Source organism: Methylobacterium sp. GXF4 (assembly GCF_000272495.1).
In the GTDB taxonomy this organism is placed as follows: Bacteria; Pseudomonadota; Alphaproteobacteria; order Rhizobiales; family Beijerinckiaceae; genus Methylobacterium; species Methylobacterium brachiatum.
In genome coordinates, this window is sequence record NZ_AKFK01000022.1 from 17084 (window position 1) to 43447 (window position 26364).

The 26364-nt window shown below is 70.8% G+C and carries 22 protein-coding genes; 14 read left to right on the plus strand and 8 right to left on the minus strand.

Annotation, left to right across the window (positions count from 1 at the left end; genetic code table 11):
• The first annotated feature begins 133 nt into the window (after positions 1-133).
• From WYO_RS03510 to WYO_RS03525, 4 genes are all read left to right on the plus strand, one after another.
• On the plus strand, positions 134-1453 hold the full coding sequence (locus WYO_RS03510) for an MFS transporter (RefSeq protein ID WP_007559122.1): 1320 nt from the start codon (positions 134-136) through the stop codon (positions 1451-1453).
• A 265-nt stretch (positions 1454-1718) separates the two neighbouring features.
• Positions 1719-3044 carry a DUF2778 domain-containing protein gene (locus WYO_RS03515; RefSeq protein WP_007559123.1) on the plus strand — a complete coding sequence of 442 codons (1326 nt, stop codon included), beginning with the start codon at positions 1719-1721 and terminating at the stop codon, positions 3042-3044.
• A gap of 214 nt (positions 3045-3258) precedes the next feature.
• Positions 3259-4308, plus strand: coding sequence for a CoA ester lyase (locus WYO_RS03520; protein WP_007559124.1), 1050 nt, complete (start codon positions 3259-3261; stop codon positions 4306-4308).
• A 295-nt stretch (positions 4309-4603) separates the two neighbouring features.
• Positions 4604-4957, plus strand: coding sequence for a DUF559 domain-containing protein (locus tag WYO_RS03525; protein ID WP_007559126.1), 354 nt, complete (start codon positions 4604-4606; stop codon positions 4955-4957).
• Between the two features lie 6 nt (positions 4958-4963).
• On the opposite strand, the gene WYO_RS03530 is transcribed toward WYO_RS03525, so the two are convergent.
• Complete coding sequence (locus WYO_RS03530; protein ID WP_039902119.1) at positions 4964-5947, minus strand: GlxA family transcriptional regulator; 984 nt, start codon at positions 5945-5947, stop codon at positions 4964-4966.
• A gap of 53 nt (positions 5948-6000) precedes the next feature.
• On the opposite strand from WYO_RS03530, the gene WYO_RS03535 reads away from it, so the two are divergent.
• Both WYO_RS03535 and hspQ read left to right on the plus strand, forming a co-directional pair.
• A complete protein-coding gene (locus tag WYO_RS03535) occupies positions 6001-6723 on the plus strand; it encodes a DJ-1/PfpI family protein (protein ID WP_007559129.1) in 723 nt (240 codons plus the stop codon).
• Positions 6724-6818: 95 nt separating this feature from the next.
• On the plus strand, positions 6819-7157 hold the full coding sequence (gene hspQ, locus WYO_RS03540) for a heat shock protein HspQ (RefSeq protein WP_007559130.1): 339 nt from the start codon (positions 6819-6821) through the stop codon (positions 7155-7157).
• Between the two features lie 290 nt (positions 7158-7447).
• On the opposite strand, the gene WYO_RS03545 is transcribed toward hspQ, so the two are convergent.
• Entirely contained in the window at positions 7448-8233 is a 786-nt protein-coding gene (locus WYO_RS03545) for an invasion associated locus B family protein (RefSeq protein ID WP_007559131.1), read from the minus strand.
• A 449-nt stretch (positions 8234-8682) separates the two neighbouring features.
• Between WYO_RS03545 and WYO_RS03550 the strand changes: the two genes are divergently transcribed.
• Both WYO_RS03550 and WYO_RS03555 read left to right on the plus strand, forming a co-directional pair.
• Positions 8683-9951 carry an AMP-binding protein gene (locus WYO_RS03550; protein WP_007559133.1) on the plus strand — a complete coding sequence of 423 codons (1269 nt, stop codon included), beginning with the start codon at positions 8683-8685 and terminating at the stop codon, positions 9949-9951.
• 161 nt (positions 9952-10112) lie between these two features.
• Complete coding sequence (locus tag WYO_RS03555) at positions 10113-10457, plus strand: hypothetical protein (RefSeq protein WP_007559136.1); 345 nt, start codon at positions 10113-10115, stop codon at positions 10455-10457.
• A 197-nt stretch (positions 10458-10654) separates the two neighbouring features.
• Here WYO_RS03555 and WYO_RS03560 read toward each other — a convergent pair whose 3' ends face one another.
• Entirely contained in the window at positions 10655-11878 is a 1224-nt protein-coding gene (locus WYO_RS03560; protein WP_128754937.1) for a UbiH/UbiF family hydroxylase, read from the minus strand.
• 117 nt (positions 11879-11995) lie between these two features.
• On the opposite strand from WYO_RS03560, the gene WYO_RS03565 reads away from it, so the two are divergent.
• Positions 11996-12805: a class I SAM-dependent methyltransferase gene (locus WYO_RS03565; RefSeq protein ID WP_007559139.1), complete on the plus strand. Its 810-nt coding sequence runs from the start codon at positions 11996-11998 to the stop codon at positions 12803-12805.
• Between the two features lie 8 nt (positions 12806-12813).
• On the opposite strand, the gene WYO_RS03570 is transcribed toward WYO_RS03565, so the two are convergent.
• Complete coding sequence (locus tag WYO_RS03570) at positions 12814-13698, minus strand: alpha/beta hydrolase (RefSeq protein ID WP_007559141.1); 885 nt, start codon at positions 13696-13698, stop codon at positions 12814-12816.
• Between the two features lie 107 nt (positions 13699-13805).
• Here WYO_RS03570 and recG point away from each other — a divergent pair, with 107 nt between their 5' ends.
• A complete protein-coding gene (recG, locus tag WYO_RS03575; RefSeq protein ID WP_007559142.1) occupies positions 13806-16025 on the plus strand; it encodes an ATP-dependent DNA helicase RecG in 2220 nt (739 codons plus the stop codon).
• Between the two features lie 308 nt (positions 16026-16333).
• Positions 16334-16657, plus strand: coding sequence for a hypothetical protein (locus WYO_RS03580; protein WP_007559143.1), 324 nt, complete (start codon positions 16334-16336; stop codon positions 16655-16657).
• A 68-nt stretch (positions 16658-16725) separates the two neighbouring features.
• Here WYO_RS03580 and WYO_RS03585 read toward each other — a convergent pair whose 3' ends face one another.
• Together WYO_RS03585 and WYO_RS03590 are read right to left on the minus strand one after the other, a co-directional pair.
• A complete protein-coding gene (locus WYO_RS03585) occupies positions 16726-17526 on the minus strand; it encodes a DUF502 domain-containing protein (protein ID WP_007559144.1) in 801 nt (266 codons plus the stop codon).
• A 175-nt stretch (positions 17527-17701) separates the two neighbouring features.
• Positions 17702-18616, minus strand: coding sequence for a sugar kinase (locus tag WYO_RS03590; protein WP_007559146.1), 915 nt, complete (start codon positions 18614-18616; stop codon positions 17702-17704).
• Between the two features lie 768 nt (positions 18617-19384).
• Here WYO_RS03590 and WYO_RS03595 point away from each other — a divergent pair.
• Complete coding sequence (locus WYO_RS03595; protein ID WP_244424040.1) at positions 19385-20338, plus strand: helix-turn-helix transcriptional regulator; 954 nt, start codon at positions 19385-19387, stop codon at positions 20336-20338.
• Positions 20339-20527: 189 nt separating this feature from the next.
• Here WYO_RS03595 and WYO_RS03600 read toward each other — a convergent pair whose 3' ends face one another.
• The gene (locus tag WYO_RS03600) at positions 20528-20956 is read right to left on the minus strand and encodes a MucR family transcriptional regulator (RefSeq protein WP_007559150.1); all 429 of its coding nucleotides are present in this window, start codon (positions 20954-20956) and stop codon (positions 20528-20530) included.
• A 586-nt stretch (positions 20957-21542) separates the two neighbouring features.
• Between WYO_RS03600 and WYO_RS03605 the strand changes: the two genes are divergently transcribed.
• Both WYO_RS03605 and WYO_RS03610 read left to right on the plus strand, forming a co-directional pair.
• Positions 21543-23249, plus strand: a complete 1707-nt coding sequence (locus tag WYO_RS03605; protein WP_007559151.1) for an outer membrane beta-barrel protein — start codon at positions 21543-21545, stop codon at positions 23247-23249.
• Positions 23250-23460: 211 nt separating this feature from the next.
• Positions 23461-24855 (plus strand): DUF4105 domain-containing protein, encoded by a 1395-nt coding sequence (locus tag WYO_RS03610; protein ID WP_007559153.1) that lies wholly within the window; start codon positions 23461-23463, stop codon positions 24853-24855.
• A gap of 197 nt (positions 24856-25052) precedes the next feature.
• Here the strand turns inward: WYO_RS03610 and WYO_RS03615 are convergent, their stop codons facing one another.
• A complete protein-coding gene (locus tag WYO_RS03615) occupies positions 25053-26282 on the minus strand; it encodes a serine hydrolase (RefSeq protein ID WP_007559155.1) in 1230 nt (409 codons plus the stop codon).
• Positions 26283-26364: the final 82 nt, after the last annotated feature.

Consider the following 26364-nt stretch of genomic DNA (forward strand, 5'->3'; position numbering starts at 1 on the left):
CCGTCGCCATCCTCTCATTGAGCCGATCATACAGCGCCTCACGCGCTCTGTCGTAAAGGGCGATCGCGGGGCGCGACCGTTGCACACGCGGCCGATCTCTGCTCCTTCCCCCAGCAGCCCAGGAGACGCGCAGATGGCAGACCCGGCGCAGGCCACCGGTGCGTCAGACGCGGCAGGATCCGAGAAAAACGCCTTCCTGACGCCCCTGTTCACCGACCGCCGGGTCGTGGCGGTGCTGGGCTTAGGCTTCGCGCAGGGCATCCCGTTCCTGCTCGTCTACGCGACGCAATCGGCTTGGCTGGTCCAGGCCAAGGTGCCGCTGGCGACGATCGGGCTGATGAGCGAGCTGACCATCGCGTACAAGCTCAAGTTCCTCTGGGCGCCGTTCCTCGACCGGCACGACGCGCCCCTGCTCGGGCGCTGGCTCGGGCGGCGGCGGGGCTGGATCGTCGCCGCGCAGATCCTGGTGGCGCTGGCGCTGGCCGGGGTGGCCTTCGGCGACCCGGCGCATTGGCTCGCCTGGACGGTGGCGTTCTCGCTGGCGCTCGGGGTGGCGGGGGCGACCCAGGACGTGGTGATCGACGGCTGGCGCATCACCGTCGCGCCGCCCGAGCGGCAGGCGCTGATGTCGTCCTGGGCCGAGATCGGCTACCGGGTCGGCAACCTCGCGGCCGGGGCCGGCGCCCTCTACCTGTCGGACGCCTATGGCTGGCGCGCCGCCTATCTGTGCATGGCTCTGCTGCTCGCCCCCGGCACGATCGCCGCGCTGCTGGCGCCGGAGCCCCCGGCCGCGCCGCTGCCGCCCGGCGGCTTCGTCGAGACGGTCTGGGCGCCGATCCGCGACCTGCTCGCCCGGCTCGGCCCCCTGGCGGTGCCGGTGCTCGCGCTGGTCGCGGGCTTCCGGATGCCCGGCTACGTGTCGAGCACCATGGCGATCCCGCTGTTCAAGACGCTGGGCTACACCAACACCGACATCGCCACGGTGACCAAGCTGTTCGGCTTCTGGATCGCGCTCGGCGGCACCTTCCTGGCGAGCGCCATCATCCCGCGGATCGGCATGATGGCGAGCCTCCTGATCGGCACCGTGGCGGCCTCGGCCTCGCATCTGGCGCTCGCCTATCTCGCCTGGCACGGCGGCCATGGCGGGGCGGCGTTCTGGACCTTCGCGGTCACGGTCGGGATCGACGGCTTCGCCTACGCCTTCGCGTCGATCGTGCTGATCACCTACATGTCGCGCCTCGCGGCCACCGAGCACGCGGCGAGCCAATACGCCCTGCTGACCTCGCTCTGCGCCCTGCCGGGCAGCCTGCTCGCCGGGCTCTCGGGCTTCGTCATCGAGCAGACCGGGTTCACGTGGTTCTTCGTCGGCACCGCCCTGATCGGCGTGCCGGTGGCCCTGCTCTGCCTCCTGGTCGCCCGGCGGCACGGACCCATGGAGGCGCCGGCCGCGTGAGCGCGCCGGTCCTGCTCAGTCTTCGCAGGCCGCCGACGGGTGTTCGGTCGGTTGTTCTGGAGTTCCCGGCGGCGTCGACGGGTGTTCCAGGCCGGCCCGCCGCGCCGCGTCGGGTCTTTAGCCAAGATTAACCATGGGGATGCCTAATGGGCTGGACGGTTGATGTCCTCCCCAGACGGGCAACCCAGGCCACGTGCGCGGAAAAAGCCTCCGCGGGCGAACGGCGACGGCTGCCGGGTGGGGAAGCGCGTACGCGAGTTCCCGCATGGCCCAGGTTGCGTATTCCCGACCCGCGTACCGCGACGCGGCCCCGATGCCGGCCTTTGCCCCGGCGCCCTACCCGCGCCTGGCCTACGAGGCGCCCGACGCGCCGCCGACCCGGGCTCCCTACCCGAGCGCCATGCGGCGCGCCCGCCGCCGCGCCCGGCTGACGGCGCTGATCTCCCTGGCCGCCCTGTCCATGGCCGGCTGGACCGTGCTGACCCTGCCGCACGGGCTGCCGATCAGCTGGAACCCGCCCGCCCCAATGGCCGAGGCGCAGCCTGCCCCCGAATCCCGGCCCGCGCCGCGGCCGAGCATCGCCTGGATGCTCGATCCGAGCCCGGCGCTCGGCTCCGGTGCCGCCACGGCCTTCGGGGCGCCGCCCCCGGCCGCATCCTTCCAGGTCGCGATGGCCGAGCCGTCCCCGGCCGTCCGGGAGATTGCCCAGCGGGTCGCCCGGAAGGTGGTCCAGGCCCGGATGGCGTCGGTCGAGCCGGCCCCGGCTCCCGCCGTGCAGGCCCCCATCATCCAAGCCCCTGTCGTGCAGGCCGCCGCCGTGCCGCCCAGGGCGGCCGCGCCGGTCCGGGTCGCCGCCGCCGAGCCGACGCCCGCGGCCCTCGCGCCGAGCCTCGTCCCGCTGCCGGTCGCCCGCCCGTCCGAGCTGCGGCGCCCGGCCATGGCCCCGGCGCCCCGGGTCGCGGCCCGCGCCCTGCCCCGCACCCGCGACGTGTTCCGCGCCGCCATGGCGGAGGAGCCGTCCTTCCTCGAGAAGCTGTTCGGCGTCGGCGCCGCCGCGCCCCGGGCCGAGTCGCGCCAGGCGCTGGCCTATGCCAGCCCGGACGCCCTGCCCCAGGAGGCGCCGCGCACCCGGATCAGCGCGGCCCCGGAATCCGTGGCCGGAACCGCCGTCTACGACATCACCGCCCGCACCGTGACCCTGCCCTCCGGCGAGGTGCTGGAGGCCCATTCCGGCCTCGGCGAGGCCATGGACGACCCGCGCTACGTCCACCTGCGCATGCGCGGCTCGACGCCCCCCGGCACCTACGACCTGACCGAGCGCGAGCGCCTGTTCCACGGGGTCCGGGCGATCCGCCTCAACCCGGTGGGCGGCAGCCGCGCGATCCACGGCCGCGACGGCCTGCTCGCCCACACCTACATGCTGCGCCAGCCCGGCGCCTCGAACGGCTGCGTCTCGTTCCGCGACTACAACCGCTTCCTGCAGGCGTTCCTGCGGGGCGATGTCCGGCGCCTGGTGGTGGTGGCCGGCAGCCGGGGCGACTTCTTCGGCAGCCGGGTCGGCATGGTCGACCGCCCGGGCCGGCGGGGTTGATCTGACGTAGGCCGGATAGAGCGGAGCGCGTATCGGCACGCCCGCACGGCGCTTGAGCGGAGCTCAACGCCGCCGCCCCGAAAGGAACGTGCGGAGTTCGGTTGAGGCGGGGCTGCCCCGAAAGTCCGAGGCTGCCCGCACGGCCCGCGCCTTTACGCGCCCGCCCAAGCCTGCCTTAACGGGGCCAGACGCCAGCCCTGACAAGAGGCACCCGATGAAACTGCCCCGCCGCTTCTTCCAGCCCCTCGCCACCGGCGCGCCGGCCCCGTTCCGCGAGCTGCCGGTGCGGCTGGAGCGGATGATCCACTTTGTCCCGCCCCACAACGACAAGGTCCGCGCCCGGGTGCCCGAGCTTGCTGGCACCGTCGACGTGGTGCTGGGCAACCTGGAGGACGCGGTCCCGGCCGACCAGAAGGAGGCGGCCCGCAAGGGCTTCGTCGCCATGGCGCAGGCGACCGACTTCGCCGCCACCGGCACCGGCCTCTGGACCCGGATCAACGCCCTCAACTCGCCCTGGATCTTGGACGACCTGTTCACGATCGTGGCCGAGGTCGGCAGCAAGCTCGACGTCGTGATGGTGCCCAAGGTCGAGGGGCCCTGGGACATCCACTACGTCGACCAGCTGCTCGCCCAGCTCGAGGCCCGGCACGGGGTGACCAAGCCGATCCTGATCCACGCGATCCTGGAGACCGCCGAGGGTGTCGCCAATGTCGACGCCATCGCGTCGGCCTCGCCGCGGATGCACGGCATGAGCCTTGGGCCGGCGGATCTCGCGGCGTCGCGCGGCATGAAGACCACCCGGGTCGGCGGCGGCCACCCGGATTACCGGGTGCTCAGCGACCCCGCGGGCGACGCCCCCCGGGCCACGGCCCAGCAGGACCTCTGGCACTACACCATCGCCAAGATGGTCGATGCCTGCATGGCCAACGGCCTCAAGGCGTTCTACGGCCCGTTCGGCGACTTCTCCGACGGCGATGCCTGCGAGGCGCAGTTCCGCAACGCCTTCCTCATGGGCTGCGCCGGCGCCTGGACGCTGCATCCGAGCCAGGTGGCGATCGCCAAGCGGGTTTTTGCGCCCGACCCCGCCGAGGTCGCCTTCGCGGCCCGCATCGTCGCGGCGATGCCCGACGGCACCGGCGCCGTGATGCTCGACGGCAAGATGCAGGACGACGCCACCTGGAAGCAGGCCAAGGTCATCGTGGACCTGGCGAAGCTCGTTGCCGCGAAGGATCCGGAGCTGGCGGCGGTGTATCAGCTGGGGTAGCGCGGGGGGGCGACGCGCGCCATCCGGAATCCAAGGCCGGCACGGCCCGGCGATACTCGTTCAGAAGGAGGCGCAGGTCCCCTCTCCCGTGCGGGAGAGGGACAGGGTGAGGGGACAGGTCTTTCCGGATAGGGCAGGTCCCTCACCCCAACCCTCTCCCGCACGGGAGAGGGGGCGCCTCGCGGTTTTCAGACATGAATGCGCCTCCAATCCGTCTATGGAGGCGAGAGCACCCGCGCGCGTGAGAGCGCGGTATCATCCGGTCGATTCGGTGCCGTGCCGTTGAGACGACCCGGTGAGCAAGTCGATCCCGCGTGCCCGCCATCTCCGCCGAAACCAGACCACTGCCGAGGCCAAGCTCTGGCGCGTCCTGCGGAACCGTGCGCTCAACGGCTGGAAGTTCCGCCGCCAGTATCCGATCGACCGCTTCATCGTCGATTTCGCCTGTGTCGAGGCGAGGCTCGTGGTGGAAGTCGACGGCGCAACGCATTCGACCGAGCGAGAGCGTCTCTACGACGCGGCACGGGCGCGGATCATCGAGGCCTGCGGTTTTGCCCTGCTGCGCATCCTGAATGCCGACATCCACCAGGATCTCGACGGTGTGCGCGAGACTATCTGGGCTGCCCTCCCGTCCGGCGATCCGGTGTGACGCCCCTCACCCCCCGAACCGCGCCCGATAATCCTGCGGCGTCGCCGCGACGTGCCGCAAAAAGCTGCGCCGCAGGGTCTCCTCGGAGCCGAAGCCGCAGGTCCGGGCGATGCGTTTTACCGGCTGCGCGGTCTCGGCCAGCGCCCGCCGCGCCGCCTCGATCCGCAGGCGCTCCACGGCCCTGGCCGGGGTGAGGCCGGTCGCCTCCCGGTAGTGCCGGCTGAGGCTGCGCGCGCTCATCCCGGCGGCCTCCGCCAGGACCGGGAGCGAGAGATCCCCCGCCAGGTTGTCGGCGATGAAGGCGTGGAGCGCCCCGAAGCGGTCCTCCCCGGCCTGCAGGGCCAGAGCCGCACTGAACTGCGCCTGCCCGCCGGGGCGCTTCAGGAACATCACGAGGTGGCGCGCCACCGCCAGGGCGAGGTCGCGGCCGAGATCGGCCTCGACCAAAGCGAGCGCCAGGTCGATCCCCGCGGTGACGCCCGCGGAGGTCCAGACCGGGCCGTCCTGCACGAAGATCGGGTCGGGCTCGACCCGGGCCAGCGGGTAGCGCCGGGCCAGGGCGCCGCAATGCTTCCAGTGGGTCACGGCCCGCCGTCCGTCCAAAAGCCCGGCGGCCCCGAGCAGGAAGGCCCCGGTGCAGACCGAGGCGACCCGGCGCGCCCGCCCGGCCCGGTCCCGCGCCCAGGCCACCAGCGCCGGGTCGGCGCAGGCCGCCGTGACCCCGGGGCCGCCGGCGACGATCAGGGTGTCCACCGGCGCGTCGCGACCCGGCAGCGGATCGGCCACCAGGCGCAGCCCGGCCGAGGCGGTGAGCGTCCGGTCGCCGGCCGCGATCACCCGCGGCGTGTACGGCGCCGCCCCGCCGCTCAGGTCGTTCGCCGTGGCGAAGACCTGAAGCGGCCCGGCCACGTCGAGGAGCTGCACCGCCGGGAAGGCCAGCAGCTCCACGGGACGCGGCGCCTGTGGCGAGAAACGAGGGGTCTTTGGCATCTCGGCCAGAACGTGCCGCGGTAAGGTCTCTCTGTCCAGCACGGAGGCTCCGCATGATTCCCCCCGAGACCCATCTGCAGATCGGCTCGCTCCTGTTCGAGGGGCTCGACCAGATCGACCTGACCGGCCCGTTCGAGGTGCTGTCGCGGATCCCGAACGCGACCTACCGGATCTATGGGCCGAACGCGGCGCCGGTGCGCGACGTGCGCGGCCTGCGGATCACCCCCGACGCCACCCTGGCGGAGGCGCCGCGCCTCGACGTGCTGCACATCCCCGGCGGCCAGGGCCAGGAGGCGCTGATGCGGGACGCGGCCGTGCTCGGCTGGATCCGCAGCCAGGCCGCGGGGGCTTCGCACGTCTTCTCGGTCTGCACCGGCGCGCTCCTGCTCGGGGCGGCCGGGCTGCTGGTCGGGCGCCGGGCCACGACCTACTGGAACGCGGTCCACCTGCTGCCCTGGTTCGGGGCGGAGGCGGTCGATGCGCGGGTGGTGATCGACCGCGCCGAGGACGGCCGCACCTGGCTGTTCGCCGCCGGCGTCACCGCCGGGATCGACGGCGCGCTCCGGCTCGCGGCCGAGCTGCGCGGCGACGATGCCGCGCGGGCGATCCAGCTCGGTATGCAATACGCCCCGGAGCCGCCCTTCGACAGCGGCACCCCGCGCAGCGCCCCGCCGGCGATCGTGGCGCAGGTCCGGGCGGCGACGGCCGGCCTCACCGCCCGGCGCGAGGCCACCGCCCGGGCGATCGCGGCCGAGCTCGGCATCCCGGCCCCGTGACCGGCCGAATCACAGTTCGGTCACCGGGAGATGACGACGGCCCGGTGACACGCCCCGGCATCGGGCCTATCTGTCCGCTCTGGACGGACAGAGTCATGACGGACGTAACCCTGAGAACCGCAAAATTCGCGATCGGTGCGGTGGTGCGCCACCGGATCTACCCGTTCCGGGGCATCGTGTTCGACGTCGATCCGGTCTTCGACAACACCGAGGAATGGTGGCTGGCGATCCCCGAGGAGGTCCGGCCGCGCAAGGACCAGCCGTTCTACCACCTGCTCGCCGAGAACGCCGAGACCGAGTACGTCGCCTACGTCTCCGAGCAGAACCTCCTGCCCGACACGTCCGGCGAGGCCCTGCGCCATGCCGGCATCGCCGAGATGTTCGAGCGCGACGCGGCCGGCGGCTACCGCATGCGCGACCGCGTCCGGAACTGACTCGTCGAAGCGACGGCTCTGACCCGGGCCGGTCTGCGCAGAGCGCGCGACGGGGGCCGCGGCCCGTCTTCGAAGGCAAGCGGTGATCCCCCGCCTTCCCGGCTCAGGCTTCCGTGATCCTGTGCGCCCCCGCGCAGCCTGCCAACGCCCAGTCCCGGGTTCCCGAAGGGCGAGCCCTTCGGCGGGGATCGGGGCGGAGCCCCGAGGCGAGCGCCCACGAAAAAGGGGCCGAACCTCCCGGTCCGACCCCCCGATCGCATTCTGGTGAGGCCTTACTTGCTGGTGACGCCTTACTTGGCCGCCGGAGCCGGCGTGGCAGCGCCGTTCGCCGGGGCCGCGCCGCCCTGCTGCTCGAGCTTCTTGCGCATGTCCTCGCTGCGCTTCTCCAGCTCGGCCTGGAGCTTCTTCTGCTGCTCCTCGAGCACCTTCGGGTCGATGGCCGGGCCGTCGAAGGCCTTGCCGAAGCCGGCCAGCGGCACCGCGAAGGTGACCTCGCGCTGGGTCTGGTTCTGGACCGAGACGTTGAGGGTCGTGCCCTTCTTCATGGCGGCGATGACGCCGGCATCGACGCCGCCGGCCTCGGCGAAGCAGCCGTTCGGGAAGCAGACCGCGAAGCGGCCCGGGGTGGCGGCCTGGCCGTCGACGTTGAAGCGGATGCCCGGCTGCAGCAGCAGGCCGAGCGGCAGCAGGTAGCGCACCACGCGCACCTCCTGCTTCTGGGCGGCGTTCTTCATCTCGTAGACGGCCACGGCCAGCACGGGCTGGCCTTGGTCGGACACGAAGTCGCGCGTGGTGTAGCAGATGTCGGTGCCGGAGCCCTGGTCCTTGCCGCAGACCTTGGTCCAGTCGGCCTGGCTCGGCTCGGACTTCACGGCCACGATCTGCGGGCCGGTCTGGGCGGCGGCGCCGGCGGGCGTGTTGGCGGCCGGGGTGTTCGGCGCGGCGGGGGCGGGAGCGGTCGGCGCGGGGGCGGCGGGCTTCTTCGCCTGGGCGAGCACCGGGGCGGCTGCGAGGCCGAGGCCCGCGAGGCCGAGGAGGGCGGCGCGTGCCAGCGTCGCGGGGCGGGTGAAGGACATCGGCTCTGACCCCTTTGGAGAAACGTGGTGTGGCTTGCGGAATGCGGAGCCGGCCTGACGGGCTGGTCCGCCGGACCACCGGATGCGCAGCGCCGTGGCGTGCCTCCCGGGGCTCCGGATGAATCGGTCCGACCATCGGGCGGGGATGGGCGCCGGTTGCGCGCATCCCTCGCCCCGGCGACCGGGCGGCCTGCCTGTCCCCTCCGAATGAGGCGAAGGCATGACACCGCGGCACCGAGCGCCCCTCGGGGAACCCCGTGCCGCAGCCGGCCCCCGATAGGCCTGCGCCTCTCCGGCTGCAAGCGCGACGTCGCCCGGCCGCGCCATCGAACCAAGCGGTCGGCCATCCGCGGCGACGACAGCCTCGCTCAAGTGAACGGGTCTTAGCTGGGGGTTAACCATAGTCGGCCGACCATGCGGGTGGATCTGCAGTGTGGGAGGGGGGCGGATTGAGCGCGTTCGCGGTGGCGGAGAGGACGGCCGACGCCGCGCCGGATGCGTCCGCGCGGTCCGGCGGCCTGTCGGCCAGCCTGTTCGCGGCGGCCCGGACCGGCCCGCAGCGCACGGCGCTGCGTGATTCGGGGGACCGGGTGGCCTGGTGCGGGCGCCCGCCGATCACCTGGACCTACGCGGCCGCGGCCGAGATCGTCGGCCGCCTCGCCCGCGGGATCGGCGCGTGGCGGCTGCCCGCCGGCAGCCGGGTCGGCCTGTGGTTCTCCGGCGGCGCCGAATCGGCCCTCGCCCACCTGGCCGTCGAGGCGGCCGGCCACCTCCCCTGCCCGATGCCCGCCCTCTGGGATGCCGACCAGCTCTCGGCCGGGATCGCGTCCGCCGGCCTGGTCGCGGTGCTGACGGAGGGCCGCCGCGGCGCCCGCCGCCCGGCCGAGGATCTCGCCCGCGCGGCCATGGGCCATTTCGGCCTGCGCTACCTCGCGGCCTTCGGTCCGGGCATTCCGGACGGCGTGATCAGCCTCGACGCGATGGCCCTGGAGCGCGGAATCGTCGAGCCCGTGGCGAGCCTCGGCCTCGTCACCTTCGCGGCGGGCGATCCGGCCCGGCCGGTCTACCGCAGTGCGGCGGCGCTCGCTGCGGCGATCGAGGCCCATCTCGACACCCTCCCGGTGACGGCGGACGAGCGGATCCTGACGCTCCTGCCGGCCCACGACCTGCGCGGCCTGGTGACCGGCCTCGGGGCGGCGCTCGCGGTCGGCGCCAGCCTCGAGACCGTGATTCCCTTCGACGAGGCCGGCTTCCGGGCCGGCCTGATGCGGCCGGTTCCGACCCGGCTTGTGGTCCCGTCCCTGATCGAGGCGGCGCTCGCGGCCATGCCTCTCCCCTGGACCGTGCGGGCCCTCAACGTGATCCACCGGGCGCCCGCGCGCGCGATCGTGAGCGCGGCCCCCGAATCGCCCGGGGCGCGCCGCCTCGATTCGCTGGTCTTCGACGAGGATGTGGTCCTCACGCGACCGGGCGGGCGCGACCTCGCCGCGACCCTGGCCCACCCTGACCGGGCGCCCCTGCCCCGGGCGCTCCTCGATCTCGCGATCCTGGATCCCGGCGACGGGCTGGAGGGCCCGCTGGTCTATCGCGGCCTGGCCTGCGCCACGGCGGCACTCCCCCGCGGCGGCATCCCGGAGCTGGAGGTCGAGGCGTGGCGGGACTCGGGCTGTCGGCCGATCCTGTCCGACGGGGTCGTGACCGGGGTGGAGACAGCCTGAACGGCGGCCTTTCGTCGGTTCATCCGGCGCTCAGGCGTGGCAGATAATCTCGCAAGCGCACATGACGGGACGGATCCGATCCGCGCCTTCGTGGGTTTCGCTTCGGATTGTGGTTCTGGCTATCTTCCCAAGCCACGCTTCATGAGGTACCGCTCAAGCCTATGGGTGCGCTGCAACAAGTGCTCGTGGTCGATGACGGCGTCCGCGCCGTGGACCGGTCCCTTTCGGGCGAGCTGGCCAACCTCGGCTACGCAAGTGTCACCGCCTCGATGGAGGCGGCGGACGATGTCCTGGCCGTGATCGCCCGCCCGGCGGCGGTGCTGCTCCAGGCCCCGACCCGTCGCGATCCCGCCTATGCCCGCCGCGCCGCACGCCTGCGCGGCCAGCTGCGCGACCGCGGTATCCCGGTCATCCTGATCGGCGACGCCGCCGAGGGCCGGGCCGGCGGCCCGGTGGACCTCGCCACCCGCCTCGGCGCCTACGTGGCGGCCCAGCCAGACCTTTAGAAACGCGTTCCTCAACCGACGCCGCGCTACGTCATCGCGAGCGCAGCGAAGCGACCCAGGGCCGCGCGCGGTTGCCCGAATCGTGGCGCATCACCGGGTCGCTTCGCTGCGCTCGCGATGACAATCCAGGATGGCACGCCCGGACGATCGGGTCCGATGCGGCCAAGGCCAGTCTAGCGCCAACCGAGAGAACGCGTTCAGCGCGCCCCGCGCATCAGTTCCGGCGCGCCGAGTCGCGGCAGCACGCCCTCGCGCATCACCACCCGCCGGAGCGGGCCGAGATACGACATCGCCAGCAGCCCGAGGCCCCGGAGCGCGTCGACCGGGACGAGATCCGTGAGCAGGCTGCGGTTCAGGAGATCGACCGCTGCGGTGCGGGCGGCGGCATCGAGGCGCCGGCTGCGGGCGTAGCCGTCGAGCACCGGCCGGGTACCGGGATCGCGGCCGTCCCGGGCCGCGGCCACCAGCGCGTCGCGCAGGGCGGCGGCGTCGCGCAGGCCGAGATTGAGCCCCTGCGCGCCGATCGGCGGGAAGACGTGGGCCGCCTCGCCGACCAGGGCCAGGCGCTGCGCCACCGGGCTCGACACCGAGAGGCCGCGCATCGGCACGAGGCCCCGGGGGCCGTCGACCCGCATCGCGCCCAGCATCGCCCGGGCCTGCCGCTCCACCGCCTGGCCCAGAGCCGCGTCGTCGAGCGCCGCCAGCCGCCGCGCCGCGCCCTCCCCGGTGACCCAGACCAGGCTGGACCGGTATCCGCCCGGCAGCGGCACCAGGGTGAACGGGCCGGAGCGGGTGTGGAACTCGGTCGAGACGTCCCGGTGCGGACGGTCATGGGCCAGGATCGTGGTGATGGCGCTCTGCGGGTAGGTCCAGTCGCGCACGCGCACGCCGCTGGCGGCCCGCAGCGGTGAGCGCGCGCCGTCGGCGCCAACCACCAGCTTGGCCGCGACCGTGCCGCCATCCGCCAGGGTCAGGCGCGCGACCGCCTCGCCGGGGGCGGCCCCGGCGGCATCCGCCTCGACCAGGGTGAGATTTTTTTGGGCGCGGGCGCGGACCCGCAGGCTCTCCACCAGGCGGGCGCTCTCGACGTTCCAGCCGAAGGCATCGAGGCCGATCTCGGCGGCCTGGAAGCGCACCGGCGGCGGCCGGAACAGGCTGCCGGTGTCGTCGATGATCTGCAGGGTGCAGAGCGGGCTCGCATGCGGGGCCACGGCCTCCCAGGCGCCCAGGGCCCCCAGGAAGCGCACCGACCCGTCGAGCAGGGCGACCGTGCGCCCGTCCGCCACGGGGGCGTGGCGGCCGACCAGGGCCGTCCGGATGCCGGCCTGGGCGCTCGCCAGGGCGGCGGCCAGCCCCGCGGCCCCCGCGCCCACCACGGCGACGTCGAATGCTGCCCCTTCGGCCCTGCTGCCCTGCACGATTGCTCACCCGTTCCCGTGCCGATTCCGCTGCCCGGCCCGTGTTTCCTATCTGAGCTTTCCGGTATCCCTGCCAAGCCCGATCCGCGAAGGCCACAGCGCCGCAGCCCGGAGCAACGCATGCCGACACGATTTGGACTGGCCTCCAGCTTTTCCACGGTCGCCCCGCACTACGACGCCACGCGCCATATCCCGGCTGCCAGCCTGCACGCCTGCTACGACCGGCTGATCGCGGCGGGGCTGTTCCCGGGGCATGGCCGGATCTGCGATGCCGGATGCGGCACCGGGCAGATTTCCCTACCCCTGGCCGAACGCGGCTACATGGTGGCAGGCTACGATATCGCCGCCGAGATGGTGCGACTCGCGCAAGCGAAGTGCCGGTCGGGTTGGCAGGCCAGCTACGCGGTGGCCGATGTCCGGGCGCTGCCTGAAGCGGATGCCGCCTTCGACGCCATCGTCGTCTCCAAGCTGTTCATGCACATCGCCGATTGGGAGCTGGCCTGCCGGGAGCTGATTCGGGTGGCGCGTCCCGGCGCTCCGCTCGTGCACATTCGCGATCGGGATGCTTACGGCCAAGCCGTCCGCCGGCATTTCACGAACCGGATCCGGGCGGCGGGCATCGACACGCTGTTTCTCGGACCGGACCCGGGATCGAGCGCGGAACTCGTCGCCTTCATGGCCGCGCAGGGCTGGACCCGGATCCCGGTGGCGATGTCCGACATCGCCTGGCGCTTCGAGACCTCTGCGGGCGACACCCTGCGGGGCCTGCGCGAGCGCATCTTCGCCGAGTTCTGGTACGTACCGGAGGCCGTCTACGCGCAGGCCCTCGCCGACACGGAGGCTTGGGCCGAGGCTGAGCCCGGCGGCCTCGACCGGACCGAGATTATGACGCCGCACCTCGCGGTCGAGGTGTTCCGGCCGGAAGGCTGACAGGCGCCTCACCCGAGGAACGCCGACAACTCGCGAAAAACCTCGTCCGGCCGCTCCTCCTGCAGGGTGTGACCGCAATCGAGTGCCCGGCCCGAGACGTCGGTGGCCTTCTCGCGCCAGGTCTCCAGCACGTCGTAGGTCTGGCCGACCGTGCCCTTCGCGCCCCAGAGCGCGAGCACCGGCGCCGTGATCCGCGCGTCCGAATCGGCCGCGTCGTGCTCCAGGTCGATGCCCGCCGCCGCCCGGTAATCCTCGCAGATCGCGTGGCGGCAGGCCGGGTCGCTGTAGCAGCGCAGGTACTCGGCGAAGAGGTCCGGCGGCGTCGAGCCCGGGGTCTTGGACTGGCCCTCGATGTGGTGGCGCAGGAAATATTCCGGATCCGCCCCGATCAGCCGCTCCGGCAGGGGATGGGGCTGGATGAAGAAGAACCACCAGAAATACCGGGTGGCGAAGGCCTTGTCGGTGCGGGCGTACATCGTCGCCGTGGGGGCGATGTCGAACAGGGCGAGGCGCTCGACCCGCTCCGGATGGTCCAGGGCCAGGCGGTGGGCGACGCGGCCGCCGCGGTCGTGGCCGACGAGCGCGAACCGGTCGTGGCCCAGCGCCCGCATCACCGCCACCGCATCCGCCGCCATGGCGCGCTTGGCGTAGGCCGCGTGGCGCTCGCCGCCCGGGGGCTTGTCCGAATCGCCGTAGCCGCGCAGGTCCATCGCCACGACCGTGCGGCGTTCGGCCAGGCGCGGGGCGACGTGCAGCCAGGTGGACAGGGTCTGCGGGTGGCCGTGCAGCAGCAGGACCGGCGGCCCGGAGCCGCCGGAGCGCGCATGGATCGTCACACCCGGCGCGGTCTCGATCCGGTGCCGGTCGAAGCCCGGCAGGAAATCCGTCGTCATGCGGTCGGTCGCCTCCGTGCCCTGCGCCCGTGTACCTTGCGCCGCACTGGCGCGCCGGGATGCACCGGATGATAAGGCGCCTCCGGCAGGATGTCCGCCGAGCCACCATGACAGATGCACGCGCGACTCAGGACGCCGCCCTCCGGGACGCGGCCGTGAACGACCCGGACGCGGAGGCGCCGGAGGGCGAGGCCGTCCGCGCGCCGCTGCTGCGCCCGAGCATCCTCGACCCGCTGTTCGCCCCGGTCCGGGCCCTGCCGGGCGTCGGCCCCAAGATGGCGCCGCTGATCGAGAAGCTGCTCGGCACCCCGGAGCGGGAGGCCCGGGTGGTGGACCTGCTGTTCCACCTGCCCCAGGGCGGCGTCCCGCGCCGGCTGATGGGCTCGGTCAGCGAGGCGCCCGTGGGCGAGCCGGTGACCGTCGGGGTCACCGTGGTGGCGCACCGCCCGGCCCAGATCGGATCGGGCAAGCGTCCGCACCGGGTGCTGGTGGAGGATTCCACCGGCGACATCTCCCTGGTGTTCTTCGGCATGCCCCGGGCCCGGGTGGAGAAGATGCTGCCGCTGGGGGCGCATCGCTACATCACCGGCCGGATCGACCTGTGGGACGGCACCCGCCAGATGGTCCACCCGTCCCGGATCGTGGACGAGGCGGGGCTCGCCGAGCTGCCCGCCGTCGAGCCGATCTACGGCGCCACCGAGGGGCTAACCTCCCGGGCGATCAACAAGCTCGCCGTGGCGGCCCTGGAGCGCCTGCCGATCCTGCCCGAATGGCAGGACCCGGCCTGGCTGGAGAGGAACCGCCTGCCCGCCTTCGCGGATGCCCTGCGCGTCGAGCACCGCCCCGAGGAGCCCCTCCCGAAGGCCGAGGACCCGCTCCAGCCGCCCCCCGCCACCCCGGCAAGGCGGCGCCTGTCCTACGACGAGCTGCTGGCTTCGCAGCTGGCGCTGGCCCTGATGCGCGCCCGCCAGCGGCGCAAGGCCGGCCGGGTCAATGCCGGCGACGGCGCCTTGAGCAGCCGGATCCAGGCCGCCCTGCCCTTCGCGCTCACCGGCGCCCAGGCCCGGGCGGTGGCGGAGATCCGCGCGGATCTCGCGGCGCCGCGTCGGATGCTGCGCCTGCTCCAGGGCGATGTCGGCTCGGGCAAGACCGCGGTGGCCTTGCTGGCCATGGCCTCGGCCGTGGAGGCCGGGCGGCAGGCCGCCCTGATGGCCCCCACCGAGATCCTGGCCCGGCAGCATTTCGAGCGGCTGCAGCCGCTGGCCGGCGGTCTGCGTCTGCGCCTGATGACCGGCCGCGACCGGGCCGCGGAGCGCAAGAGCACGCTGGCCGCCCTCGCGGCGGGCGAGATCGACATCCTGGTCGGCACCCACGCCCTGTTCCAGGAGGCCGTGACGTTCCGGGACCTCGGCCTCGCCGTCGTGGACGAGCAGCACCGGTTCGGGGTCCACCAGCGCCTGGCGCTCGGCGCCAAGGGCGAGGCGGTCGACTTCCTGGTCATGACCGCGACGCCGATCCCGCGCACTCTGGCGCTGACCTTCTTCGGCGACATGGACGTCTCGGTCCTCGACGAGAAGCCTGCCGGCCGCCAGCCGATCCGCACCATCACCCTGCCGACCGAGCGGATCGACGAGGTGGTGGCCGGTCTCGCCCGGGCAATCGCCACGGGCGAGCGGGTCTACTGGATCTGCCCGCTGGTCGAGGAATCCGAGTTCATCGACCTCGCTGCCGCGGCCGAGCGGTTCGACGACCTGAAGCAGCATTTCGGCGACGCGGTCGGGCTGATCCACGGCAAGATGCCGGGCCCCGAGAAGGACGCCGCCATGGCCCGCTTCGCCGCCGGGGAGACCAAGGTCCTGGTCTCGACCACGGTGGTCGAGGTCGGGGTCGACGTGCCCGAGGCGACCATCATGGTGATCGAGCATGCCGAGCGGTTCGGGCTGGCGCAGCTGCACCAGCTCCGCGGCCGGGTCGGGCGCGGCTCCAAGGCGTCCTCGTGCCTGCTGCTCTACCGGGGTCCGCTCGGCCAGGTGGCCCGGGCGCGGCTCGAGATGATGCGCGACAGCGAGGACGGCTTCCGCATCGCCGAGGCCGACCTGAAGCTGCGCGGCGAGGGCGAGGTGCTGGGCACCCGCCAGTCGGGCCTCGCGGCCTTCCGGCTGGCACGCCTCGAGAGCGACGGCGACCTGCTGGAGGCCGCCCGGGACGACGCCCGGATGATCGTCGAGCGCGATCCCGGCCTGAAGAGCCCGCGCGGGCAGGCGCTTCGGGTGCTGCTCTACCTGTTCGAGCGCGACGCCGCGATCCGGCTGATCGGGGCCGGCTGACCGGGCCTTTCCTGAACGGCGCCGTTCAGGAAAGCGCGCCGTTCAGGAAAGCACCTCCCGTCCATGTGCGCTGGAGAACATGCCGGACAAAACCGCCGCCTGATGCACGGCAGGCACGACCTGCCAAGAAAGGCCATATTTGTCAGGTGCTTGCATGTGGGGCCGCGCGCTTCAGGGCCGGCTCGGAGGGGGCGGGAAAGCGCGTAGGCAAGGGCCTTGACCTTGCATCAGCCACAATCTTCCCTTAACTGCAGATGAACGAATGGCCCGGTAAGCCGGGACATCACGGACGAATCTGGAGGACGGACATGTCGAACGGACTGTTCCAAAACCTGCCGGGCTCCCACGAGATGGCCGGTATCCAAGCCCTACCGACCGAGCCCTGGCTGCTGCCGATCTCGGATGGCGCCGCCGCGGCGGTGACGAAGACGTCGGAGGATCTGCAGGCCGCCGTCCGGCGGGCCGCGCGTCCCTTCTGGCTGGCCGCCAACGGGCTCTGCATCGCGCTGGGCCTGGCCCTGACGATCCAGTGCACCACCGGTTGGAGCCCGACCCCGACCCGCAGCGCCGTGACGGTCGCCCAGGCGACGCCGCCGACCATCGCGCCGCAGACGGCGTCGCTGCAGCGCTGACACGCGGATCACGCGACCGAGGTTTCAGGGCCGTCCCGCGCATGCGGGGCGGCCCTTTCCTTTGGCGGTCACGCGTCCTGCGGCTCCCGCTGGGCCGCCGGGTCGCCCGCCTGCTGCGCAGCCCGGAGGGACGCCGCCATGGCGTGCAGGCGGCCCTGCGGGTCCTCCGGCTGGATCACGCCCGCCGACATCACCAGCTTGGCCGCGTCGTCGACGCTGATATGCACCTCCACCACTGCGGAGCGCGGCAGGTAGAAGAAGAAGCCCGTGGTCGGGTTGGGGGCGCAGGGCAGGAACACCCCGACCATCTCGTCCGCCCCGGCCGCGTTGCGGGCCTGGAGCGCGCCCTCGACCTCCGGGGATGCGGGGGCCGACAGGAACACCACCGACCACGTGCCCTTCACCGGGAACTCGACCAGGCCGACCGTGCGGAACGAGGTGCCGTTGGCCGAGAACAGGGTCTCGAAGATCTGGCGCAGGCCCTTGTACAGGCCGGAGATCACCGGGGTCCGGGCCAGCAGCACCTCGCCGAACTCGATCACCGAGCGGCCGACCAGGTTGGCCGTCAGGAAGCCCAGCAGCGTCACCGCCAGGAACGCGATGACCAGGCCCAGCCCCGGGATCGAGAACGGCAGGTAATGGTCCGGCAGGTAGCTCGCCGGCACCAGCGGCTTCACGAAGGAATCGATCAGCGCGATGAACCACCACGTGATGTAGGCGGTGATCGCCAGCGGGCCGGCCACGATGATGCCGGTGAGGAAATAGGTGCGCAGCCGCCCCCGCGCGCTGACCCGCGTCTTCGGGGTGGCGGGGCCGGGCGCGGATGCGTCGGGCTCGGGAGCCTGAATCGGCGGGGAACTCGGCGCCACGGGTGCCCTCTCGGCCGCTCGATGCGCGGCGATCCTGCCCGGGGGCGATCGAGCCCCCGAGGGCACAGGTAGCGGCTGCGCTTGCCCGCCTCAAGGGCGGCCCGATCGATGGATGTTCTCGGGGGCTCCGCCCCCGAACCCCGCCAAAGGGCTGAGCCCTTCGGGAACCCGGGATTCAGAACGCCAGGGCCGGCATCGCCTCGCGAGGGATGACGGCGCCGCGATGCCCGATCACGGCGCCCGCCAGGCGGTGCGCCTCGGCGGCGGCGGATTCCGGGGCCAGCCCGGCGATGCGGGCCGCGATGTAGCCCGCCGCGAAGCTGTCACCGGCGGCCGTGGTGTCGACCACCCGCTCCACCGGGCCGGCCGGAACGGCGGTCTCGCTCGCCCCGTGCAGCACCCGCGCGACCGGGTTGGGGCCGTCCGAGGTCTTCAGCACGATCTCGGCGCGGCCGCGATGGCGCAGCACCTCGTCCTCGCCCGCCGCGCCGAACAGCCAGTCCATGTCCTCCACCGAGGCGAAGATCAGATCCGCCTGCGCCAGGGCTGCGCGGAACGCGGTGCGGGCCACCTCCCAGTCCGGCCAGCCGCGGGGCCGGTAATTGGTGTCGAACGCGACCAGCCCGCCCCGGGCGCGCTGGGCCGCCAGGGTCTCGGCCAGGGCGGCGCGGCCCGCCTCGCCGTAGAGCGACAGGCTGATGCCGGAGACGTAGACGAGGTCGTCGGTCTCCAGGGCGGCGCGGGTTTCGGGAGCGCCCGGCTCGGCGAACAGGTCCCGGGCGGCGGCGCTGTCGCGCCAGTAATGGAAGCTGCGCTCCCCGGCTTCGTCGGTGCGGATGATGTAGAGGCCCGGCATCCGGCCCGGCAATCGCCGGATCCGGCCGAGGCCGATACCCTCACGGCTCCAGGCCTCCACCATCGCGTCGCTCCAGGGATCGTCCCCGAGGGCGGTCACGTAATCGACCGTCACGCCGAGGCGGGCGAGGTAGAGGGCGGTGTTGAGCGTATCGCCGCCGAAGCCGCGGACGAGGCTCCCGTCCGGCCGCTCCGACAACTCGACCATGCACTCGCCGACGCAGGCGACCCTCATGCGGCTTCTCCCTGTGCGGCGCCGTCCGCCGGCCTCGCAACGGATCGGCACCGTTCGGCGCGCCCTGTCAATCGCAGGGCCGCTCGAGGCCCCGGAGCTCCCGGCGCATAACCGCCGCACCGCGCGGCGGCACTGCGTTCCGGGCGCACTCGCAAGGCGCACTTGCAAAATGAGCAGGCTCCCGTGCCGCTAGTGCTTGCCGTAATCCGCACTCTTCCTGTCCGAAAGGAGGCATTCGCTGCCAATCAAGGCAGGAATGACAGGAGATTCAGGCTTGGGCATACGATATTTCAGCCGAACTGAATCTTTCATTTTAGCGTGACATTAAATTTATTCTGTCATGCATTGTCGGATATGCGGTTCGGGCCTACTTCACGACATTCTTTCCGACGGTAAGCAAGATCATGCGGTTTTTATCGATCTGGAACGATCGATGCAGAGGTCGATGCATATCCGATCTACCTGAAGAACGGGGTGAGGCGAAAAGCCGATACGTATACGGTATTGGGATCGATGCGTCGGGGACATCGGAATGTATCGTTTTATACGAAATACGCGTCCGGTCCTCGTGCGGGACAGGACGTGCCGGGTCCGTGCCTCGACTGACGGGGCCTGTGCCCAGGGATCGGCGCCAGCTGACAGCCAGCCGGGTCCGACCAATCCCGGTGCCCGAGATTAGATCCGAGATGATGTGAGATGTTTCATTCCGCCCTGAGTGCCTTGACGTTCTCATCCGGAGAATTTCTGACGATCACTGAGAGCCGGGGGTTGAGCGGCGCCTGGAGCTGGGTGCTCGCGGGTGGCGAGCAGATCTGGTCGCCGGGATTTTTTCGCCTTCTCGGGCTCGTCCCGAATGCCGCCAAGGCGGATTACGACCTCCTCTTGAGCCTGGTCCATCCGGAGGATCGGCACCGGCTGCCTTCGCTCGGCGAGGTCCGGCAGGGCCATGTCCCGCCCGAGACGACCGTCCGGGTCATCCGCCCGAACGGCACGGTGCGTGTGCTCTCGCTGATGATGGAGGCGCGCTTTTCCGGAGAGGGGCGGCCCGTCGCCATCAATGGGTCGGCGCTCGACGTCACCGACCGGGAACAGCTGTCGCTGATGCGCAAGGAGGAGCGGCGGCGGCGGGGGGCGCTCTACCTCACCGAGCACATCGCGGCCTTCTCGGTCGGCCTCGATCTCCGGCACGAGTTTCCCTTCGAGATGGCGCAGGTTCACGGGTTGCCGCACGAGGAGATCTGCCTCAACCCCTACGCCATGATCGTTCCTGAGGAGCGCCAGGCCTTCCAGGATGCGGCCTTGACGCAGATCGAGCGGCAGGAGTTCTTTCAGGGCACGGCTCATGAGCGCCTGGCCAACGGCGAACTCTGGCATTTCAAGATCATCACGGTGCCGGTCCGGGATCCGGACGGCATCTATCTCGGACGCTGCGGGCTGAAATGCCCGGTCCAGAGTCCGATACCCGCGTCGCTGGCTCTGGGCGAGGCGCTCGACCAGGCCGTAACCGGCCACCATCTGCGCGCCGCCCGCGCCCTACTCGACTGGTCGATGATGGACCTGGCCCGGGCCAGCGGCATGTCGCATTCCACCGTCCGGCGCCTGGAGGAGGACAGCGAGCATCGCGGGAGCCGCTCCCGCCTCCAGGCTGTCGCCGCGTTGCGTCGCGCCGGTATCCGCTTCATCCCGATGGATGACGGCACGCTGGCGGTGGCCAGAGGCTGAGCCGGGTCGACCGACCGCGGCGATGGCCGCGAGCGGTCGGCGGAGCGTGCGGGTGACGCGCTCCGGGATCGTCTCGAAACGCATGGGTTCGGGTCCCGGGGCGCGGGACCCTCAAGGCGCGCGTCCCGCGCGGTCGGTCCGGTTGGCCCAAAACCGGGATCCGGCCCGCGCAGGGACGCGCACGCTCATTCAGCCGACCTTGTGGCCGAGCTGGATCGCCTTGGCGATCTGCGAGCGCCGCTCGGCGTAGCTCGGGGCGACCATCGGGTAGTCGGCGGGCAGGCCGAACTTGGCGCGGTAACGCTCAGGTGTGAGACCATGGGCGGTGAGGTGCCGCTTGAGCGTCTTGTAGGGCCGGCCGTCGATGAAGCTGATCAGGCCATCCTGGCCGATCGAGGCTTCGATCTGCGCGGCCGTCGGACCGGTCCAGGCCGAGGTCGAGCCGGGGGTGGCGCCCTGCAGCACCGAGATGGCCGTGTGAACCTGGTCGATCAGAACCGGCAACTCGCCGACGCCGACGGCGTTTCGCGATACATAAGCAGCGACCAATGAAGCCGTGCATTTGATCAAGTCATAATTCGGTTCTTGCGGCTTTTCGTGCAATTCAATCGTGTTCATAGTCCCCTCGCTTCAGGTTTTCGGCGCTTTAAAAGTTTTGTTGCAGAATATACCGATAATTTTACCGGCGGGTGCTGCTCAAACTTCAGCCCGACTGCTGATGCTCCGCCAAAATTGGCGACTAACAATACGAAATGTGTGCGAATTGTCTAGGGTTTACCTTGGATAGTCTTTGAACGCTTTTTGTCCTACAAATCCAACACGAGGTTGCCAAGCCTGCGGGCGGTGACAATTATTGCTCATTTGCAAAGATCGGTGTCGCGCTCATCCTGGGTCGACCGCAGCGAGTTGCGGCCCGGAGACCGCGCATCTTCATTGGCGGTGCGTGATCGAGGCAACAGTTCAAAGAAATGGTCAGATGTCGCCTGGATTCCGGAAGGTATTCATTTCACAGTGCGTTCATAACGATCACTTTGATATCGTGTATTCTGTAATATTTGGACAAATTATATCCTAGTTAATTATATACATTTTGCTTAGCGGCGTAATTCGTCTTCGTTCCTGAGGTTGTCCGACACAAAACAGGATGTTAAGCCTTGCCTAGGTCAATTTGTGTCAAATAAATTGTCATCTATAGGATTATGATATGAAAAGATTGATCTTTACAGTTATTATCGAGGCGATCTTTCTAAGTCACTCGTATTCAGCAGATCTTACCAAGAAACCAATCGTCGAATCAGGTGGCGGGCCCGCACCGGTTTGGACCGGATTCTACGGCGGCCTCTTCGCCGGATACGGAGCCCTGGACAGCGCGACGCGGTTCGATTGCATTGGGCCGAACGGGGTGCTCGGCGCAGTCGGTTGCCCGATCATCGCGACCCGCAAGGGAACCGATGATGCTTTCATCGCGGGTGGCGAGATCGGCTACAACCGGCTTTTCGGGGCGCACCTGCTCGTCGGCGGCGCGGCGGATTACCAATTCACCCGCCTCTGGGATTACGGGGCCCGCGAGGGGACTTTCCAGGCCGTCGGCGGGGGCGATTATCCGCTGAGCACTGCGCATGCTGGGCAGCGGCTGGACAACCTTGCGACGCTGCGGGGCAAGGTTGGTCTCGCCACCGGCCCGACGCTGGTCTACGCGACCGGCGGGCTCGCGGTCGGCAACGTCCGTATCGACTCGACACAGGCCCTGCTGGGCCAATTTGGTCCGAGTTTTGATGCCCGCCATGGGGAGGTTCGTCTCGGCTATGTAGTCGGTGCTGGCCTCGAATATGCCTTCAGCGAGCATCTCTCGGCCAAGGTCGAAGGCCTGTATTACAATCTCGGCAGTCATGCGGTCTTCGACGACACTACTGACTATCGTATTGGTGCGCGCGCTTCCACGGACGGGTTCCTGGCCCGGGTCGGTCTGAACTACCGGTTTGGCGATGGGGTGCACGTTCCGCCAGCAGGCGTCGCTCCGGGTGGCGGAGTCTGGGATTTCGAGGGTGGCGTACGCTACTTCTATAGTTCGGGCGGCCCCCGCTACACACTCGGATCTGACCGGCGACCTGGACAAGTCAATTCCCGGCTGACCTATCAGGATACGGATGGCCATGCGGGCGAAGGCTTCGCCCGGATCGATCACAACCCGACGGGCTTGTTCGCCAAGGGCTTCCTCGGTTCGGGCGGCGTCACCTCCGGCCGTCTGTACGACGAAGACTTCCCGCCCGCCATACGCCCCTACTCGAAGACCCTCTCGCAGATCAAAGACGGCGACATCAGCTACGGCGTCGTCGATCTTGGCTACACAGCACTCCGCCGGGACGGCTTCAGCCTGGGCGGATTTATCGGATACCAGTACGACGCCGAACTGGCCAATGGGTACGGTTGCACCCAGGTCGCTGGAGGCACCATTTGCGCGCGCCGCAATGCCGTGGCGAGCGACATCAACGTCCTGAGCGAGAACCTGCGATGGGATGCGCTGCGGATCGGCCTCATTGGTGCTGCACGGTTCGATCGGTTCAAGATCAGCCTGGAAGGCGCCTACCTGCCCGTCGTGACCGCGACCGGCGTTGACCGGCACTGGCTCCGGCCGAACATCAACCCGCTCCCACAAACGGGCGATGGGGATGGCTATTTCGCCGAGGGCATCGTCTCGTACGACCTAACGCCCGCCGTCAGCATCGGCTTCGGCGGCCGCTACTGGCGGATGCAGACCGGTTCGGGCCGTATCAAGTTCCCGTTCTCCCCCGGCAGCCCGACCAAGTTCGAGACCGATCGCTACGGCGTCTTCGCCCAGATCTCCTACAAGCTGTCGGATCTGGGGCTTGGCGGATCGGACGCTCAACCGGTTCTCGCACGCAAGGACTGATCCGGGTCGAGTCGAGGCTCGGGAGCGGTGCTCGGTTCGTGTGAAACCAGCACCGTATCCCGGTCCTCGACTGATCGGGTGGTCCGCCAGAACCGAATGGGCCCGGTGGATACCATCCTCGGAAGCGCTCCGGCCGCGCATGCTTTAACAAAGTCATCAGGCGATTCGTGAAAGGTGCGGGTCGCACGCGCGCTTCCGAAGACGACCTGTCATGGCCCATCTCCCCTCCCTGCCCCACCGGCATGACGGACTCGATCCGGATCGTCCGCCGCGCGAGGGCAATGCCCGGATGGCGCCGCTCTGGCAGGTGCTGGTCGGCGGCGAGGCGGTCCGCCGGCATGCGCATCTGATCCTGGGCGCGGGCGTGGCGCTGGCCCTGCTGGGCGTCGCGGTCATGATCGATGCCCTCGCGGGGGCGGTCCATATCCCGGAGCGCTGGTTCGGCCTGCTCCTGCTGGTGGACGCCGTCGGTTCGCTCGGTGCCGGCCTGATCGCCGCGGGAGCGGCCCGGCGGCTGCGGATCTTCAAGGGCCTGTTCCTGGCCTTGGCCGCGATCCTGATCATGATGGCCTCGGCTTCGAGCTTCTTCCTGCTCGCGATGCTGTTCGGCACCGTCTTCCTGGTCGACGGCACGATCCGGATCGTCCTCGCCTACCTGCTGAAGTTTCCCGAATGGCGGACCTCGGTGGCGCTGGGCGCGCTGGGCGTCGCCTTCGGCGTGTTCCACCTGCAGCCCTGGCCGACCTGGTATGTCGGCACCGTCGGCTACTGCATCGGGATGTTCCTCGTCATCAACGGCTTGCGGCTGACCCTGGCGGGCCTGCGCACCCGGCGGACGGCGCCGGAGCCCCTGCCGGAAGGCGCGCCGGGGTCCGACAGCCTGACCGTCTATGTCTGGACGCCGACCGGGCAGGCCACGACGCCCGCCACGCAGCGGCTGGTCCGGCGCTACGTCGCCTCCGTCGATGTGGCGGGGCGGTACTCCACCGGCCACGCGGCCCTGGAGCAGGGCGGCGACCTCTATATCAGCCACTACCCCGCGGTGGAGATCGATCGCTCCCCGGCCAACCTCCGGTCGAGCCTGCGCGCCGGTCCCGAGAACGATGTCGCCGGCCGGTTCCTGCCATCGCATCGCGCGGAGGTTGAGGATTGGTGCGAGGCCACCGTCGCGGTCACGCTCAACGGCGTCGACGGCGCCCGGCTGCGGGCGTTCTGGGAGGCCTATCGCCGCGATACCACCTACAACTTCATCAGCCGCAACTGCTCGACCACGGTCGCCCGCGCCCTGGACGTGGCGGTCGAGGGCGCGTTCAGCCGCGACGGTCATCCCTGGCGCAACCTCGCCCAGGCGCTGACGAGCCCGGAATTCTGGGCGGCGGCCCTACTGCGGAACGGCGCCCGGTCGATGACCTGGACCCCCGGCCTCGTGCTCGATTACGCCCGCGCGCTCAGCGCCCTGGTCGATCCCGCCTCGCCGGTGACGTCCATCGCTTGGACCAATGTCGGCCGGCGGTTTATCCGCAACGGGCGGGTCGGGTCGCTGACCCGGTTGGTTCAGCTGGCCCGGCGGCGGCCTGCACCGGACGCGGGCCCGACCGAGGCCTGAGCAGCCTCCCTGCCCTCACCGCCGTCGTTTGCGGTGGTCGCAGGTCGTTTCCGCCGAAGCGCGACCGGGTCCCTCTCCCACACGGGCTACACAGGTTCGAGGTGCAGGCCTTGTTGCAGGCCGCGACGCGCCCCCTCTGCCGCACGGGAGAGGTCTGGGGTGAGGGATCCGGCTTTTCCGGAGGTGTCGCGCCCGGGTCAGCGGGCGGAGCGGCGGGCGGCGAGGTCGCCGGCGATGGCCTGCATCACCGACAGGGTGTCGACCTCGTCCTGCTCGGCGCCGTGGTCGCTGAGCTTCACGATCACGGTGCCGGTCTCGCGGTTCACGTAGACGTACTGGCCGTAGACGCCGATCGCCGAGATGTCGCTCTCGTCGCCCCCGGGGGCGTGCCACCACTGCGCCGAATACTGCCAGCCATCGACCTCCCGGCGGGCCGGCGTCTCGATCCGGTCAATCCAGCGGGCCGGGATGATGCGGTTCTGCCCCGCCAGGCCCTGGTCGGCCACCAGCAGCCCCAGACGGGCGAAGTCGCGGGGCGTGGCGTTGATGCAGCAGAACGCCTTCTCGATGCCGCCGGCCCGGTCGAGGTTCCAGGTGGCGTCCGCCTGGGCGCCCATCGGCTTCCAGATCCGTTCCGAGAGCAGGTCCGCCAGCGGCTTGCCCTCGATCCGCGCCAGGATGAGGCCGAGCAGCTCGGTGTCGATGCTGCGGTAGCGGCCCTTGCTGCCGGGCTTGAACGCCAGATGGGCGTTGTCGCGCACGAAGGCGGTGATGTCCCGGGTCAGGTACATCCCGGCGGTGCCGGTGAGCGGATGCTGGGGGTCGTAATTCTCCGGCACGGCGATCCCGCTCGTCATGTCGAGCAGGTCGCGCACGGTGATCTGGCTGAATACCGCGCCGTGGCGCAGCTCGGGCAGCAGGGCCGAGACCCGGTCGGTCTCCGCGAGCTTGCCGCTCGCCACCGCGGCGCCGACCAGGAGCGACACGATCGACTTCGCCACCGACCAGGACGGGAACAAAGTCGCCGGACCGGTGCCGGGGCGCTGCCATTCGTGGATCAGGACCCCGTCCTGCACCACCAGGAAGGCGTTGGTATGCGTCTCCGCCAGCATCGTGGCGAGCGGGACGGTCTTCCCCTTCCAGGGGACGCGCTCCAGGATCGGGGCCGGCCGGAACGGCAGGTCGCGGGCCTGTTCGGGCGCCTGCACCACCCGGCTGGGGAACCAGGGGCCGATCGCGGACGGCTCGATGACAGCCAGGGCCGCCAGCGTCACCGGATTCGGAACGTTGATCAGCGCGGTCGCGGTCCAGGCGCAACCGGCCGCCACGACGCCGCCGGCCGCGGCGATCACGCCCCAGCGCGCGCCCCGCCGGCGCCCCGGACGGGGACGGACCGAGGGTTGCGGGATCGCGGGCGACGAGGTCATGGTGGATCAGTATCGCTGTGGATCGTCACGGTCGTGGCGCCGTCGACCGGGGCCACGGCACGCGCGGCGACCATGATGAGGA